At 70.1% G+C, this 14,922-nt stretch carries 15 protein-coding genes, 1 tRNA gene, 1 pseudogene and 1 riboswitch; of the genes and pseudogenes, 9 read left to right on the forward strand and 8 right to left on the reverse strand.

Annotation, left to right across the window (positions count from 1 at the left end):
• Nucleotides 1-69: 69 nt before the first annotated feature.
• The 3 genes from Q0994_RS01650 to Q0994_RS01660 form a co-directional block, all read right to left on the reverse strand.
• The gene (locus Q0994_RS01650; protein ID WP_299527852.1) at nt 70-390 is read right to left on the reverse strand and encodes a multidrug efflux SMR transporter; all 321 of its coding nucleotides are present in this window, start codon (nt 388-390) and stop codon (nt 70-72) included.
• 36 nt (nt 391-426) lie between these two features.
• A riboswitch (guanidine-III (ykkC-III) riboswitch) is annotated at nt 427-490 on the reverse strand.
• A 79-nt stretch (nt 491-569) separates the two neighbouring features.
• On the reverse strand, nt 570-911 hold the full coding sequence (locus Q0994_RS01655; protein WP_299527854.1) for a co-chaperone GroES: 342 nt from the start codon (nt 909-911) through the stop codon (nt 570-572).
• A 96-nt stretch (nt 912-1,007) separates the two neighbouring features.
• The gene (locus Q0994_RS01660; protein WP_299527855.1) at nt 1,008-1,325 is read right to left on the reverse strand and encodes a DUF3618 domain-containing protein; all 318 of its coding nucleotides are present in this window, start codon (nt 1,323-1,325) and stop codon (nt 1,008-1,010) included.
• Nucleotides 1,326-1,453: 128 nt separating this feature from the next.
• Between Q0994_RS01660 and bcp the strand changes: the two genes are divergently transcribed.
• The 4 genes and pseudogenes from bcp (at nt 1,454) to Q0994_RS01680 (ending at nt 4,102) form a co-directional block, all read left to right on the forward strand.
• Entirely contained in the window at nt 1,454-1,921 is a 468-nt protein-coding gene (gene bcp / locus Q0994_RS01665; RefSeq protein ID WP_299527856.1) for a thioredoxin-dependent thiol peroxidase, read from the forward strand.
• A 269-nt stretch (nt 1,922-2,190) separates the two neighbouring features.
• Complete coding sequence (proP, locus tag Q0994_RS01670) at nt 2,191-3,687, forward strand: glycine betaine/L-proline transporter ProP (RefSeq protein ID WP_299527858.1); 1,497 nt, start codon at nt 2,191-2,193, stop codon at nt 3,685-3,687.
• Between the two features lie 96 nt (nt 3,688-3,783).
• Nucleotides 3,784-4,017, forward strand: a pseudogene (locus Q0994_RS01675) (HNH endonuclease signature motif containing protein); the annotation flags it as partial.
• A tRNA-Leu gene (locus Q0994_RS01680) sits at nt 4,017-4,102 on the forward strand. The pseudogene Q0994_RS01675 and the gene Q0994_RS01680, both read left to right, overlap by 1 nt.
• Before the next feature lie 58 nt (nt 4,103-4,160).
• Here the strand turns inward: Q0994_RS01680 and rdgB are convergent.
• From rdgB to Q0994_RS01700, 4 genes are all read right to left on the reverse strand, one after another.
• Entirely contained in the window at nt 4,161-4,763 is a 603-nt protein-coding gene (rdgB, locus tag Q0994_RS01685; RefSeq protein ID WP_299527860.1) for an RdgB/HAM1 family non-canonical purine NTP pyrophosphatase, read from the reverse strand.
• A gap of 71 nt (nt 4,764-4,834) precedes the next feature.
• Nucleotides 4,835-5,227 (reverse strand): hypothetical protein, encoded by a 393-nt coding sequence (locus Q0994_RS01690; protein WP_299527862.1) that lies wholly within the window; start codon nt 5,225-5,227, stop codon nt 4,835-4,837.
• Between the two features lie 160 nt (nt 5,228-5,387).
• A complete protein-coding gene (gene rph / locus Q0994_RS01695; protein WP_299527864.1) occupies nt 5,388-6,125 on the reverse strand; it encodes a ribonuclease PH in 738 nt (245 codons plus the stop codon).
• A gap of 232 nt (nt 6,126-6,357) precedes the next feature.
• Nucleotides 6,358-6,696 (reverse strand): PTS glucose/sucrose transporter subunit IIB, encoded by a 339-nt coding sequence (locus Q0994_RS01700; RefSeq protein WP_299528138.1) that lies wholly within the window; start codon nt 6,694-6,696, stop codon nt 6,358-6,360.
• Nucleotides 6,697-6,852: 156 nt separating this feature from the next.
• Between Q0994_RS01700 and Q0994_RS01705 the strand changes: the two genes are divergently transcribed.
• Nucleotides 6,853-8,112, forward strand: coding sequence for a PTS transporter subunit EIIC (locus Q0994_RS01705; RefSeq protein ID WP_299528140.1), 1,260 nt, complete (start codon nt 6,853-6,855; stop codon nt 8,110-8,112).
• A 135-nt stretch (nt 8,113-8,247) separates the two neighbouring features.
• On the opposite strand, the gene Q0994_RS01710 is transcribed toward Q0994_RS01705, so the two are convergent.
• Nucleotides 8,248-9,273: a LacI family DNA-binding transcriptional regulator gene (locus Q0994_RS01710; protein WP_299527866.1), complete on the reverse strand. Its 1,026-nt coding sequence runs from the start codon at nt 9,271-9,273 to the stop codon at nt 8,248-8,250.
• A gap of 139 nt (nt 9,274-9,412) precedes the next feature.
• Between Q0994_RS01710 and Q0994_RS01715 the strand changes: the two genes are divergently transcribed.
• The 4 genes from Q0994_RS01715 to Q0994_RS01730 are packed head-to-tail and all read left to right on the forward strand — an operon-like array spanning nt 9,413 to nt 14,888.
• Entirely contained in the window at nt 9,413-10,711 is a 1,299-nt protein-coding gene (locus Q0994_RS01715; RefSeq protein WP_299527868.1) for an ABC transporter substrate-binding protein, read from the forward strand.
• A 6-nt stretch (nt 10,712-10,717) separates the two neighbouring features.
• Entirely contained in the window at nt 10,718-11,674 is a 957-nt protein-coding gene (locus Q0994_RS01720; protein WP_299527870.1) for a carbohydrate ABC transporter permease, read from the forward strand.
• On the forward strand, nt 11,671-12,489 hold the full coding sequence (locus Q0994_RS01725; RefSeq protein WP_299527872.1) for a carbohydrate ABC transporter permease: 819 nt from the start codon (nt 11,671-11,673) through the stop codon (nt 12,487-12,489). Before Q0994_RS01720 ends, Q0994_RS01725 begins: the two co-directional genes overlap by 4 nt.
• The gene (locus Q0994_RS01730; protein WP_299527874.1) at nt 12,486-14,888 is read left to right on the forward strand and encodes a beta-glucosidase; all 2,403 of its coding nucleotides are present in this window, start codon (nt 12,486-12,488) and stop codon (nt 14,886-14,888) included. Before Q0994_RS01725 ends, Q0994_RS01730 begins: the two co-directional genes overlap by 4 nt.
• Nucleotides 14,889-14,922: the final 34 nt, after the last annotated feature.

Genomic DNA, 14,922 nt, shown 5'->3' on the forward strand with positions numbered 1-14,922 from the left:
TCGCCGAACCCGACACCGGCCGCGGACACGGGAAAGGCGGGCCCGGAGAACCGGACCCGCCCCACGCCGTCAGTGCCCCGACGTCGCCTTCAGACCCACCACCGACACCAGCAGCAGACACACGAAGAAGATCCGGGCCGCCGTCACCGGCTCGTGCAGCACCACCATGCCCAGCACCGCCGCACCCGCGGCCCCGATCCCGACCCACACCCCGTACGCCGTACCGATCGGGAGGCTCTTCGTCGCCTGCGCCAGCAACACCATGCTGGCCACGATCCCCGCCACGGTGAACACGCTCGGCCACAGCCGCGTGAACCCCTCCGTGTACTTCATCCCGATCGACCAGCCCACTTCCAGCAGACCGGCCACGACCAACAGAACCCACGCCACGACGGCACCTCCGACTCGACACGCACGAACATCACGGATGCGTCGTCTTTGCCAACCCGGTACGGCGCGTCTCGTCGGGGTCCCTCCACCGTAGCAACACCCACGCGAAAGGCCCGGTGACTCCGGTCACCGGGCCCTCACACACCCCCGCACGCGCGGCGGGCGCACACCAGCGGCGGCTACAGATACAGCCCCGTCGAATCCACCGACCCCTCGAACCGGTCGGCCGCCACCGCGTGCAGATCCCGCTCCCGCATCAGCACGTACGCCACACCCCGCACCTCGACCTCCGCGCGGTCCTCCGGGTCGTACAGCACACGGTCGCCCGGCTCCACCGTCCGCACACTCTGACCGACGGCGACCACTGCCGCCCAGGCCAGCCGACGGCCCACCGCGGCCGTCGCCGGAATCAGGATGCCGCCGCCGGAACGCCGCTCGCCCTCGGGCGTGTCGGACCGGACCAGCACACGGTCGTGCAGCATCCGGATGGGCAGCTTGTCGTCGTGGGTGTTGTCGCTCACGCCCGCAAAACTACCTGCCGGAACCGGTCCCCGTGCCCCGGGGGCCGGAACACCGCCCCCGCGAGGACCCCGCGGATCCGACCCGGCGCCCGGCGGCTACTTCCTGCGCCGCGCCGACACCGTCAGCAGACCGACCACGCCCACCGCCAGCAGCGCCACCGGAATCACGCGCTCCAGACGGGGCGAGCCGTCCTCCGACACGAACTGCGCCTTCACGCCCGAGACCGACCGGTTCACCGCCACGAAGGCACGACCCGCCGTGTGGTCCACCTTCCCGGCCACCTTGGCCTTCGCGTCCCCGATGATCGTCTTCGGGTGCACCCGCACACCGATCTCGTCGAGCACCACCGCAAGCTGCTGACGCCTGCTGATGATGTCCGCCTCGATCTGCGCAGGGCTCCTGGTGTCCGACACTGCGCCGCCTCCGTGGTCGTCGTCCGGTAAACCTTCATCGACAGTCTGTCAGCTCAGCCGCCCGCACACCCGGCGGCACCCCTACTACGCTCGGACCCGTAACCCGCACGTGCCACCCGAGGAGAACCATGAGCGAGCGACTCCAGCCCGGCGACACCGCCCCCGCCTTCACCCTGCCGGACGCCGACGGCAACGACGTGTCGCTCGCCGACCACAAGGGCCGCAAGGTCATCGTCTACTTCTACCCCGCCGCTCTTACCCCCGGCTGCACCAAGCAGGCCTGCGACTTCACCGACAACCTCGACGTCCTCGCCACCGCCGGCTACGACGTCATCGGCGTCTCCCCCGACAAGCCCGAGAAGCTCGCCGCTTTCCGCGAGCAGGAGAACCTCAAGGTCACCCTCGTCGGCGACCCGTCGAAGGAGACCCTCGCCGCCTACGGCGCCTACGGCGAGAAGAAGAATTACGGCAAAGTGGTGACGGGGACCATCCGCTCCACGATCGTCGTCGACGAAGAGGGCAAGGTCGAGCACGCCTTCTACAACGTCCGCGCCGCGGGCCACGTCGCCAAGATCATCAAGGACCTCGGCATCTGACCCCTCCCCCACCACCCGGCCGGCGGGCCGGGGCCGACGGGCCCCGGCCGCAGCGTCCCACCCACACCGGCACCCGGGGCGGCCCCTACGCCACGGCCGGAACACATGTGCGGACCGCGGGCCGATCCCGTGACCGTATGCACACACCCGCGTCGGGAACCGTGCGGAACGTGTGAGGGACCTCCCAATTACCCCGCGATTCGGTTTGCAACCGCCATCGGTGCACAGAAGCCTTCCTTGGAAGATCCACCGAGGAAAGGAAACCGGCCATGGCGGCCACCGAGCCCCAGCAGGCGGCCGACCCGGACGCGGTCAAGCGCCACCCCACGCTCTTCCGGGCCATCCGGAAACGACAGAACCCCAGATTGCGCCGCACGGACATCACCGTGACCGACGACCAGTCGGTGAAGCGCGCGGTCAAAGCCGCGTCGCTCGGCAACGCCATGGAGTGGTTCGACTTCGGTATCTACTCCTACCTGGCCGTCACCCTGGGACACGTCTTCTTCCCGTCCGGGAACGACACGACCCAGCTCCTCTCCTCCTTCGCCACCTTCGCCGTGGCCTTCCTGGTGCGTCCGCTCGGCGGCATGTTCTTCGGCCCCATGGGCGACAAGGTCGGCCGCAAGAAGGTCCTCGCCCTCACCATGATCCTGATGGCGATCGGCACCTTCGCCATCGGCCTCATCCCCTCCCACGACGCCATCGGCGTCTGGGCGCCCGCGCTGCTGATCTTCTTCCGCATGCTCCAGGGCTTCTCCACCGGCGGCGAGTACGGCGGCGCCTCCACCTTCATCGCCGAGTACGCCCCGGACAAGCGCCGCGGGTTCTTCGGCAGCTTCCTCGAATTCGGCACCCTCGCCGGTTACGTCGGCGCCGCCGGCCTCGTCACCGCGCTCTACGCCCTGCTCGACACCGCCCAGATGGAGAGCTGGGGATGGCGCGTGCCGTTCCTCGTCGCCGGCCCGCTCGGCCTCGTCGGCCTCTATCTGCGGATGCGCCTCGACGAGACCCCCGCCTTCCAGAAGCTCGAAGGCGGCACCGCCCACGCCACCGAGGCGGCCGACGGCGTCGAGACCACCGCCAAGGGCGACCTGGCCAAGATCTTCCGCCAGTACTGGCCCACCCTGATCCTCTGCATCTGCCTCGTCGGCGCGTACAACATCACCGACTACATGCTGCTGTCGTACATGCCGACGTACCTCTCCGACGAACTCGGCTACAGCGAGACCCACGGCCTGCTCATCCTGCTCGCCGTCATGGTCTTCCTGATGCTGATCATCAGCCAGGTCGGCAAGCTCTCCGACCGCTTCGGCCGCAAGCCGCTGCTGATGGCCGGAATGCTCGGCTTCCTCGTGCTGTCGCTGCCGTCGTTCCTGCTGATCCGGCAGGGCAGCATCCCCGCCATCGTCATCGGCATGCTGATGCTCGGCCTCTCTCTGGTCTGCATGCTCGGCACGATGTCCGCCGCCCTCCCGGCGCTCTTCCCCACCCACGTGCGCTACGGGTCGCTCTCCGTCGGCTACAACCTCTCGGCGTCGATCTTCGGCGGTACCACCCCGCTGGTCATCACCGCCCTCATCAGCTGGAGCGGCACCAACCTGATGCCGGCCTACTACGCGATGGCCGCCGCTCTCGTCGGCGTCATCTCGGTGGCCTGCATGAAGGAGACCGCCCAGAAGCCGCTGGACGGCTCCCCGCCCTCGGTCGAGACCGACGAGGAAGCCGCCGAACTCGTCCACGCCCAGAGCCCGGACCCCAAGTTCTGACCCTGCCGACGGCTCCCCCTTCCCCGCCCTCGGAACACGGCCCGTGCGGCGGACCGCAGGTCGGAGCACGTAACGTCGCCGCACCCCCGAGGAGCTGAGCGGTGTGCCGACTGCGGCATGGGGGCCGTATGGCACGGAGATGCGATCACTTTGGAGATCGACCACATCAACGGCGACCGGAGCGACGATCGGGCTGAAAACCTCCGGTTCCTGTGCCCGAACTGCCACGCCGTCACCGACACCTGGTGCCGAGGGGGCTCTCGCGGAACGGGTGTCCTCCCGGGACGCCAACACGCCTGGCACCCGCCCGGTACGATGGCAGGCGGCTAGCGGCGGTGGTGCAACCGGCTGACACAGCAGATTTAGGATCTGTGGCCCGTGAAACGGCTTGAGGGTTCGAATCCCTTCCGCCGCACCGAGATGGCCTGCGTATCGAAGGTTCCGATGCGCAGGCCATTTTTGTGTGCGAGGCCTCAGCCCACCAGCTCCCGCACCACCGGGGCCAGGGCCCGGAAGGCCTTGCCGCGGTGGCTGATGGCGTTCTTCTCGGCGGGGGTGAGTTCGGCGCAGGTCCGGGTCTCGCCTTCGGGCTGGAGGATCGGGTCGTAGCCGAAGCCGTGGGTGCCGGCCGGGGTGTGCCGCAGGGTGCCGGAGAGGCGGCCCTCGACGACGCGTTCGGTGCCGTCGGGCAGGGCGAGCGCCGCGGCGCAGGCGAAGTGGGCGGCGCGGTGTCCGTCGGCGATGTCGCCGAGCTGGGCGAGGAGCAGTTCGAGGTTGGCGCGGTCGTCGCCGTGGGTGCCGGACCAGCGGGCGGAGAAGATGCCGGGGGCTCCGCCGAGGACGTCGACGCAGAGCCCGGAGTCGTCGGCGATGGCCGGGTGTCCGGTGGCCCGGGCGAGGGCGTGGGCTTTGAGCAGCGCGTTCTCGGGGAAGGTGACGCCGGTTTCCTTGACGTCGGGGATCTCGGGGTACGCGTCGGCGCCGACGAGCTCGTGGTCGAGTCCGGCGTCGGCGAGGATGGCGTGCAGTTCGGTGATTTTCCCGGCGTTGCGGGTGGCGAGGATCAGGCGGGTCATGCGCCGATTATCTCGCCGACCCGCCCGGTCCCCGCCCGCTTCCCGCCCGGTCCCCCGTCCGTGCGTCGCCGTTACGGGGTGCAGACCTTGCCGATCTCCGTCGCGGCGGAGGTGACCGGGGTGAGGTCGGGGGTGGCGTCGCCGCTCTCGATCGAGGTGCGGACCTCGGCGACGCCGGCCTGGAGGTCGTCGACGGCCTTGCCCAGGTCGGCGTTGTCGGTGGTGTCGTCCAGGTTCTTGAGTTCCTGGTCGATCTGGTCGAGGGACTCGGAGGCCTGGGTGAGGTCGCCGGAGGCGTTGGACACGGCGTCCTGGAGGTTGCCGACGCTGGTGGCGATGGCGTCGGCGGTGCGGACGCAGTCGAGGGCCTTGTCGACGGCTCCGCAGCCTGCCGCGGCGGTCAGGGTCAGCAGGGTGGCGGTGACGGCGAGTGCGGTGCGGTGGTGTCGGCGGCGCAAGGCCATGGTGCGGTCCCTCCCCGGGATCATGACGTGGACGGGCGCACGGTTCGACCCGTGCGCCCGTGTTCATGACGACGCCATGAGGTGCGTACTTGGTTGCTTCTTTACCTGAGGAGTTCTGCCCCGGGGGTCGCCGGGTTCATGCGTGGGGCGGTCGGGGCGGTCAGTTTCCGAGGGTGCGGGCGAGCGCCTCGGTCTGGAACGTGGCGAGGTCGACGCAGCCGGTGGTGGCGAGGTCGAGGAGGGCGTTCAGTTCCTCGCGGTCGAAGGGCTGTGCTTCCGCCGTGCCCTGGACTTCGACGAAGCGGCCGTCGCCGGTGCAGACGACGTTCATGTCGGTCTCGGCGCGTACGTCTTCCTCGTAGCAGAGGTCGAGGAGGGGGGTGCCGTCGACGATGCCGACGCTGATCGCGGCGACGGTGCCGGTGAGGGGCTTGCGGCCGGCCTTGACGATCTTCTTGCCCTGGGCCCAGGCGACGGCGTCGGCGAGGGCGACGTAGGCGCCGGTGATGGCGGCGGTGCGGGTGCCGCCGTCGGCCTGGAGGACGTCGCAGTCGAGGACGACGGTGTTCTCGCCGAGGGCCTTGTAGTCGATGACGGCGCGCAGGGAGCGGCCGATGAGGCGGCTGATCTCGTGGGTGCGGCCGCCGATCTTGCCGCGGACGGATTCGCGGTCGCCGCGGGTGTGGGTGGCGCGGGGGAGCATGGAGTACTCGGCGGTGACCCAGCCTTCGCCGCTGCCCTTGCGCCAGCGCGGTACGCCTTCGGTGACGGAGGCGGTGCAGAGGACTTTGGTGTCGCCGAAGGAGACGAGGACGGAGCCTTCTGCGTGCTTGCTCCATCCGCGTTCGATGGTGACGGGGCGGAGCTGGTCGGGGGTGCGGCCGTCGATGCGAGACATGGCGTCGACTTTATCGGCTGGTGGGGGTGGGTCCGTCCGGGTGTCCGGAGGTCGTCCGGGCCGGTGCGGGCGGTGGTGGGTGCGGGGGCGGGCAGGGTGCAGGCCCCGTCCGTGGCCGGTGGTCCGGTGGGGCGGGGCCTGCGGGGTGCGGACCCGGGTGGGGCGGGTCAGCGGCGGGTCGGCCGGTGGCGTCGCGCGGGGCGGGCCGGGGCGTTCCCGTGGTGACGGGCGGTCACATCATGTCTTCGATGTCTGCGGCGATGGGGTCGGCGTCGGTGCCGATGACGACCTGGATCGCGGTGCCCATCTTGACGACGCCGTGGGCTCCGGCGGCCTTGAGGGCGGCTTCGTCGACCTTGCTGGGGTCGTGGACCTCGGTGCGCAGGCGGGTGATGCAGCCTTCGACCTCTTCGATGTTCTCGATGCCGCCGAGGCCGGCGACGATCTTCTCAGCCTTGCTGGCCATGTGTTCTCCCTGGTTCTCGCTAGCGCGGGGCGGCCCTGATGATGGGTCCGTTTCGTCAACGTAACGCACGGTTGGCCCAACTTCATGGGCACTAAGTCCCTTCATCACCAAGGATGACCATCACCGGTGTACTGCCTCGTGGCGGCCTCTCCGGCTGATGACAGGTCTGCACCTGCGTGGGTGGCGTACAGCGTCACGCCCGGTACGCCCAACAACCCAGATGGTCGACATGGCGACATGGTTCGCTTCGGGAGGACGCCGATGAGTACGGACGCCGCTGCGGCACCGCAGCGAAAGTGGTGGAACGGGCCGGTCCAGGGCTTGCAGAAGGTCGGCCGCAGTCTCCAGCTGCCGGTGGCGGTGCTTCCGGCCGCGGGCCTGCTCGTCAGCATCGGGAACCTGTTCGGCGCGTACCTGCACGGGCCCTTCTGGGACAAGACGTCGAACGTCCTGCTCAACGGCGGCAACGCGATCCTGGACGGGACGGTGGGTCTTCCCCTGCTGTTCTGCATCGGTGTCGCGATCGGGTTCGCGAAGAAGGCGGACGGTTCGACGGCGCTCGCGGCGGTCGTCGGCTTCCTGGTCTACCGGGGGGTGCTGAGCGCGTTCCCGGTGGACGGTTCGGTGACGGAGGCGCTGCCCAACGGCACGCCGCAGAACCCCGGCGTGCTGGGCGGCATCCTGATCGGTCTGCTGACCGCCGTGGTGTGGCAGCGGTTCCACCGCACGAAGCTGGTGGACTGGCTGGGCTTCTTCAACGGCCGGCGCCTGGTGCCGATCCTGATGGCGTTCCTGTGCGTGATCCTCGGTGTGCTGTTCGGGCTGTTGTGGCAGCCGGTGGGCGACGCGCTGACGTGGTTCTCGAAGCAGCTCATCGATCTGGGCGCCTGGGGCGCGGCGATCTTCGGTTTCGCCAACCGTCTGCTGATCCCGATCGGCATGCACCAGTTCCTGAACACGTTCTTCTGGTTCCAGGCGGGTGAGTTCGAGGGGCCGGACGGCACCACGGTGCAGGGCGACATCTCGCGGTTCTTCGCGGAGGACCCGAGTGCCGGCCAGTTCACCTCGGGCTTCTTCCCGATCATGATGTTCGGCCTGCCGGCCGCGGCCCTGGCGATCGCGCACTGTGCGCGGCCGGAGCGGCGCAAGGAGGTGTCGGGGCTGATGCTGTCGGTGGCGCTGACGTCGTTCGTGACGGGTGTGACGGAGCCGCTGGAGTTCTCGTTCATGTTCGTGGCGCCGCTGCTGTACGGCGTGCACGCGGTGCTCACCGGCATCTCGATGGGTGTGACGTGGGCGTTCGGGGTCCATGCGGGCTTCAGCTTCTCGGCGGGTCTGATCGACTACGTCGTGAACTGGCACCTGGACACGAAGCCGTGGCTGATCATTCCGATCGGGCTGGTGTTCGCGGTGATCTACTACGTGATCTTCAGGTTCGCGATCACGAAGTTCAATCTGCAGACGCCGGGGCGTGAGCCGGAGGAAGTGGAGAAGGAGATCGAGCGCGACGTGACGAAGTAGCGGCAGGGCGGCCGCCCGTGCGGCGCGCTCCGTACGACGGCTCCCGGACCGGTGTCACGGTCCGGGAGCCGTCGCCGTTTCCGGCCGGCGCGCCCTGTCCGAAACCGCCCGGTCCGAAACTTTCGGCGGCGCACGTCAGGCGCTCGGCGGCGGGGCGGCCGTGCTGTGCCGGACGACGAGCCGGGTGGCGAGTTCGATGCGGAGCGCGGCCTTACCGGGGTCGTTGGGGCGGGTGAGCATGCGGGCGGCTTCCTCGGCCATGTGGCGCAGGGGCTGGTGGACGGTGGTGAGGGCGGGGCTGGACCACTGGGCGAGGGGGACGTCGTCGTAGCCGACGACGGAGAGGTCGCGGGGGACGCTGAGGCCCTTGAGGCGGGCGGCCTCGAGGACGCCGAGGGCCTGGAGGTCGCTGCCGGCGAAGATCGCGGTGGGGCGGTCGGGGCCTTCGAGGAGTTCCATGGCGCGGGTGAAGCCGCCCTGGACGTGGAAGTCGCCGAAGCGTACGCGGTGGGGTCCGGCGTCGAGTCCGGCCATGGCCATGGCGGAGCGGTAGCCGTCGAGGCGGGCGAGGGAGCACATCATGTCCTCGGGCCCGGTGATGATCGCGATGGAGCGGTGGCCGGAGTCGATGAGGTGGCGGGTGGCCGCCATGCCGCCGGACCAGTTGGCGGAGCCGACCGAGGGGACGTCGGGTTCGGGGTCGCCGGCGGGGTCGATGATCACGAACGGGATGGCGCGGGAGCGGAGTTGCTCCTTGGTGGTGTCGGGGAGCGTGGAGAAGACGAGGACGACACCGAGGGGGCGGCGGCGCAGGACGCCTTCGATCCATTCGGGGCCGGGGGCGTGGCGGGTGCCGCTCTCGGTGAGGACGACGCCGGCGCCGTGTTCCTTGGCGACGTTCTCGACGCCCCGGATGAGTTCCATGGCCCAGACGCTCTCGAGTTCGTGGAAGACGATCTCGATGAGGGGGGCGAGGGGGGTGCCGTGGGTGCGGCGGCGGTATCCGTGGGTCTCCAGGAGGCGTTCGACCTTGGTGCGGGTGGTGCGGGCGACGTCGGTGCGGCCGTTGAGGACTTTCGAAACTGTCGAAAGGGATACGCCGGCTTCGGTCGCCACCTCGGCCAGAGTCACCCGGCCGTCCGCATCGTCATCTTTTTGCATGGACGAAGGATAGGGCACGGTTTCCGGTAACGGTTCGGTCGCGCCGCTGCACGCCCGTTGACCCCGCTGGAGGGCTCCCCTACTGTCCGGACTCGAAGCAGCTTTCGGTAATGATGCCGAAACTTTCGAGAGGGTATCGATGAAGATACGTGTGCAGCGCCCCCGCCTGCTGGCCGGTGGCGTGACGCTGGTGCTGGCCCTGACGCTGTCGGCCTGCGGAGACGGCGAGGGCGCGTCGGGCGGCGACGAGATCCATGTCCTGGTCTACGGCGACGCCACCAACAAGGTGGAGAAGAAGCTGGTCGACTCGTTCAACAAGACGTCCGACGTGAAGGTGGTGCTGGACACCATCCCCGGCGCCGACTACCAGCAGAAGCTGCAGACGATCATCAGCACCCCGCAGGCCCCGGACGTCTTCTTCAACTGGGGCGGCGGCTCGATCCAGCCGTACGTGAAGGCCGGACTGCTGATGCCGCTCGACGACTTCATCGCGAAGGACCCGGGGCTGAAGGACAACTTCCTGCCGTCCGTGTTCAACACGGCGGTGGTCGACGGGGCCTCGTACGGCGTGCCGATGCGCGGCACCCAGCCGGTCCTGCTGTTCCACAACAAGCAGGTCCTGCGGGACGCCGGGCTGGAGGCGCCGAAGACCTGGGACGACCTGCTCGCCGCGGTGAAGACGCTGAAGGGCAAGGGCGTCACCCCGATCGCGCTCGGCGGCGGCGACAAGTGGACCACGATGATGTGGTTCGAGTACCTCTACGACCGGGTCGCCGGTCCTGAGCTGTTCCAGAAGGCGCTCGACGGCGACAAGGCCGCCTGGGAGAGCGCGGACAGCAAGAAGGCGCTGTCGATGATCCGGGAGCTGGTCGGGGCGGGCGCCTTCGGAACCAACTTCGACTCGGTGAAGTTCACCGACGGTGGTTCTCCCGCCCTGCTGTCGAGCGGGAAGGCCGCGTTCGAGCTGATGGGTTCGTGGGCGTACGCCACGCAGCAGGACGCGGACAAGGAGTTCGCGGAGAAGAACCTCGGGTACTCCGCCTTCCCGGCGATCGCGGGCGGCAAGGGCGACGCGGCCAACCTGGTCGGCAACACCAACAACTTCTACTCGGTGCTGAAGAAGACCAAGCACCCCGAGGAGGTGGCCGCCTTCCTGAAGCTCATGTACTCGGACCAGTTCGTCGAGGAGCAGCTCGCGGTGGGCAACCTGCCGACCACGGTCAACACGGAGAAGTTCCTGCCCGGTTCGGCCAACCCGGAGTACTCGGCGTACCAGTTCGACCTGGTGAAGAACGCCCCGTCGTTCCAGGTGTCGTGGGACCAGGCCTATCCGCCGGCGGCGATCACGCCGATCCACACGGCGGTGCAGCAGTTCTTCAGCGGCCAGATCGACGAGGGCGGCTTCATCCAGGCCATGCAGGCCCTCCCGACGGTCTGATCCCCGATGAGGACGACAACCGTGCGGGCGGTGCGCCCGGTCGCCGCGCCCGCCGGCAAGAGTGAACGGCCCGGCCACTCCCCCGCGCTGCGGGTGGGGCGGCCGGGGTTCGGCTGGGCGGTCCCGGCGACGGTGTTCTTCGTGCTGTTCGCGGTGGTGCCGCTGATCATGGTGGCGGTGCTCTCGTTCACCAGCTGGAACGGTCTGGGCTCGCCGGTGTTCGTGGGTACGGACAACTGGTCGCGGGTGTTCGCCGATCCGGTGATGGTCAAGAGCATCTGGCTGAGCCTGCTGATGACGGCGCTGGGTGTGGCGATCCAGACGCCGCTGAGCATCCTGCTGGGGGTGTGGGCCGCGGGTCAGCAGCGCAACAGGGCGGTGCTGTCGGCGATCTACTTCCTGCCGCTGCTGCTGTCGTCGACCGCGGTGTCGGTGCTGTGGCGGGCGCTGCTGGACCCGAACTTCGGGATGCCGGCGCGGGCGGAGTGGCTGTTCGGCGACGGCAACCTGTTCGGTGGGCAGGCGACCGCGATCGGGGTGCTGGCGTTCGTGTCGACGTGGCAGTTCACCCCGTTCCACACCCTGATCTACCAGGGTGCGGCGCGGGCGGTGCCGCCGGTGCTGTACCAGGCGGCGGAGGTCGACGGGGCGGGCCGCTACCGGCAGTTCTTCCACGTCACGCTGCCGCAGTTGCGGAACTCGATCGTCACCTCGTCGGTGCTGATGGTGGTGGGCGGGCTCACCACGTTCGAGACGGTGCTGATCCTGACGCAGGGCGGTCCGGGCACCGACACCACGATCACCGCCTTCCACATGTACCAGAAGGCGTTCAAGGGCTTCGACTTCGGCGCGGGATCGGTGATCGCGCTGGTGCTGGTGGCCGCGGCGACGCTGATCTCGCTGGTGATGGTCCGGCTGTCCGGGTACGACAAGATGCGCGGTTCCACGGAGGGCCTTTCATGAAGCGACGCCCCCATTACCTGGCCGGTGCGGGGTCGCTGGTGTGGCTCCTGGTCGTCGGCCTGCCCTTGTACGTGATGCTCGCGGCGACGTTCCAGTCGCGGTCGGCGTACGCGAAGAACGGTCCGCTGTCGTTCCCCGACAGCTTCACCTTCGACAACTACGCGCGGGCGTTCGACACCGGGTTCGGCCGGTACTTCCTGCACACGCTGGTGGTGACCCTGTGCGTGGTCGGCATCGTGCTGCTGCTGGTGCCGCCGCTGGCGTTCGCGATCGTGCGCAGCCGCTCGCGGATCACGACGGGCGTCTTCCGGCTGTTCCTGCTGGGGCTGGCGATCCCGGCCCAGGCGGTGATCGTGCCGATGTTCTACCTGATCAGCGAGGCGGGGCTGTACGACAACCTGCTCGGGGTGGTGCTGCCGACGGCGGCGTTCTGCCTGCCGATCTCGGCGCTGATCCTCAGCGGCACCATGCGCGACATCGCGCCGGAGCTGTACGAGGCGATGGCGATCGACGGGGCGCGGCCCCGGGAGATCTTCTTCCGGCTGGTCCTGCCGCTGTCGCGCGGCGGGCTGTCGACGATCGTCGTCTTCTCCGCGCTCCAGGCGTGGAACGGCTTCCTCTTCCCGCTGGTGCTGACCCAGTCGGACTCGACCAAGCTGATCACGCTGGGTCTGTACGACTTCCAAACGGCTCACGGCATCGACATCCCGGGGCTGCTCGCCGCGGTGGTGCTGTCGATGCTGCCCGTCCTGCTCGTGTACCTGTTCGCCCGGCGTGCCCTGGTCCAGGGCCTCATGGGCGCCGGAGGAAAGTGATCCCCACCGTGGCAGTTGAGACCAGTCCGACCACCCCCGCCGGCGTGGATCCCGTGTGGAACGATCCCGGCGTCCCCACCGGAGTGCGGGTGCGGGCACTGATGGACGCGATGACCGTCGAGGAGAAAGTGGCGCAGCTCTACGGCGTGTGGGTCGGCGCGTCGGACGAGGGCGGCGAAGTCGCCCCGCACCAGCACGAGATGGAGGAGCCGGTCGATCTCGGCGCGCTTCTGCCCCACGGGCTGGGGCAGTTGACGCGTCCGTTCGGCACGGCGCCGGTCGATCCCGCACTCGGCGCGCTGTCGCTGGCGCGTACCCAGCAACGCGTCGTCGCGGCGTCCCGGTTCGGGATTCCGGCGGTGGCGCACGAGGAGTGCCTGGCCGGATTCGCGGCCTGGCGGGCCACCGCCTATCCGGTGCCGTTGTCGTGGGGCGCGACGTTCGACCCGGCGCTGGTGGAGCGGATGGCGGCGGCGATCGGGGCGGACATGCGGTCCGTCGGCGTCCACCAGGGCCTGGCGCCGGTCCTCGACGTGGTGCGCGATGCCAGGTGGGGGCGGGTCGAGGAGACCATCGGCGAGGACCCGTACCTGGTGGGGACCGTGGCGACCGCGTACGTGCGGGGGCTGGAGTCGGCGGGGATCGTGGCGACGCTGAAGCACTTCGCCGGGTATTCGGCGTCGCGGGCGGGCCGGAATCTCGCCCCGGTCGGGATGGGTCCGCGGGAGCGGGCCGACGTGATGCTGGTGCCGTTCGAGATGGCGGTGCGGGAGGGCGGGCCCCGGTCGGTGATGCACGCGTACACCGACACCGACGGCGTCCCGTCGGCCGCCGACGAGGGGCTGCTGACCGGGCTGCTGCGGGAGACCTGGGGGTTCTCCGGGACGGTCGTGGCGGACTACTTCGGCATCGCGTTCCTGAAGACCCTGCACGGGGTGGCCGGGGACTGGGCGGACGCCGCGGGGGCGGCGCTGCGGGCGGGCGTGGACGTGGAGCTGCCGACGGTGAAGACGTTCGGGGCGCCGCTGCTGGAGGCGATCGCCGACGGGCGGGTACCGGAGGCGGTGGTGGACCGGGCGGTGTGCCGCGTCCTCACCCAGAAGGCGGAACTCGGGCTGCTCGACGCGGACTGGAGCCCGCTCCCGCCGGCCCTGGACGGCGCGGCGGTCGCGGACGACGGGCTGCCGGACGATCCGGAGGCGTTGCGCGGCACCGTCGGGCTGGACGGGCCGGAGCGGCGGACGCTGGCGCGGGAGGTCGCGGAGCGGGCGGTGGTGCTGCTGTCCAACGACGGGACGCTGCCGTTGGACCGTCCGCGCCGGATCGCCCTGGTGGGTCCGAACGGCGACGAGCCGACGGCCGTGCTGGGCTGCTACTCCTTCCCCGTGCACGTCGGGTCCGCCCACCCGGAGGTGGACGCGGGCATCGAACTGCCCACACTGCGGGAGGCGTTGACCCGCGAGTTCCCCGGCGCGGAGATCGTGGCCGTGCGGGGTGCGGAGGTCGACGGCGAGGACCGGTCCGGTTTCGCGGAAGCGGTCCGGGCAGCGGCGGACGCCGATGTGGTGATCGCGGCGCTCGGCGACCGCGCCGGGCTGTTCGGGCGCGGCACGAGCGGAGAGGGGTGCGACGCCGAGTCGCTGGCCCTGCCGGGGGTGCAGCAGGGGCTGCTGGACGCGCTGCTGGACAGCGGTACGCCGGTGGTCGCGGTGCTGCTGGCCGGGCGGCCGTACACGCTGGGTCGGGCGGTGGAGGAGGCGGCGGCGGTCGTGCAGGCGTTCTTCCCCGGCGAGGAGGGCACGGGGGCGGTGGCCGGGGTGCTGGCCGGCCGGATCGAGCCGTCGGGCCGGCTGCCGGTGAGCGTGCCGCGCGGGTCCGGGTCCCAGCCGTCGACGTATCTCGCGGCGCGGCTGGGCGGCCCTACCGGGGTGTCCAGTGTCGATCCGACGCCGGCGTACGCCTTCGGCCACGGTCTGTCGTACACCTCGTTCGCCTGGGACGACCTCGTCGTGGAAGCCGACGAGTCGGGCACGGACGGTGAGTTGAGCCTGGCGTTCTCGGTGCGCAACACGGGCGGACGGGTCGGCACGGAGGTGGTGCAGGTCTATCTGTGCGACCCGGTGGCCTCGGTGGTGCAGCCGGTGCGGCGGCTCGTCGGCCATGCCCGGGTGGAGCTGGCGGCGGGCGCCTCGGCCCGCGTGTCGGTGACGGTCCCGGCGGACCTGGCGTCGTTCACCGGGGTGGACGGACGGCGCGTGGTGGAGCCCGGCGAGCTGGTGCTGGAGCTGTCGGCGTCCAGCGCCGATCCCCGGCTGACGGCACCGGTCCGGCTGACGGGAACACCCCGGCACGTGGACCACACCCGGCGGCTGCACCCGGAGATCCGGGTGACGCGGTAGCCGACGGCGGCAGGGTCACCGGGCCCTCCCGGCG

This window comes from uncultured Streptomyces sp. (genome assembly GCF_947488945.1).
Classification (GTDB): Bacteria; Actinomycetota; Actinomycetes; order Streptomycetales; family Streptomycetaceae; genus Streptomyces.

Bases quoted from the DNA above. Each gene is read 5' to 3' on its own strand.
- bcp (WP_299527856.1), top strand. From the start codon at position 1,454: ATGAGCGAGCGACTCCAGCCCGGCGACACCGCCCCCGCCTTCACCCTG.
- proP (WP_299527858.1), top strand. From the start codon at position 2,191: ATGGCGGCCACCGAGCCCCAGCAGGCGGCCGACCCGGACGCGGTCAAG.
- rdgB (WP_299527860.1), bottom strand. From the start codon at position 4,763: ATGACCCGCCTGATCCTCGCCACCCGCAACGCCGGGAAAATCACCGAA.
- Q0994_RS01690 (WP_299527862.1), bottom strand. From the start codon at position 5,227: ATGGCCTTGCGCCGCCGACACCACCGCACCGCACTCGCCGTCACCGCC.
- rph (WP_299527864.1), bottom strand. From the start codon at position 6,125: ATGTCTCGCATCGACGGCCGCACCCCCGACCAGCTCCGCCCCGTCACC.
- Q0994_RS01700 (WP_299528138.1), bottom strand. From the start codon at position 6,696: ATGAAGGGACTTAGTGCCCATGAAGTTGGGCCAACCGTGCGTTACGTT.
- Q0994_RS01705 (WP_299528140.1), top strand. From the start codon at position 6,853: ATGAGTACGGACGCCGCTGCGGCACCGCAGCGAAAGTGGTGGAACGGG.
- Q0994_RS01710 (WP_299527866.1), bottom strand. From the start codon at position 9,273: ATGCAAAAAGATGACGATGCGGACGGCCGGGTGACTCTGGCCGAGGTG.
- Q0994_RS01715 (WP_299527868.1), top strand. From the start codon at position 9,413: ATGAAGATACGTGTGCAGCGCCCCCGCCTGCTGGCCGGTGGCGTGACG.
- Q0994_RS01720 (WP_299527870.1), top strand. From the start codon at position 10,718: ATGAGGACGACAACCGTGCGGGCGGTGCGCCCGGTCGCCGCGCCCGCC.
- Q0994_RS01725 (WP_299527872.1), top strand. From the start codon at position 11,671: ATGAAGCGACGCCCCCATTACCTGGCCGGTGCGGGGTCGCTGGTGTGG.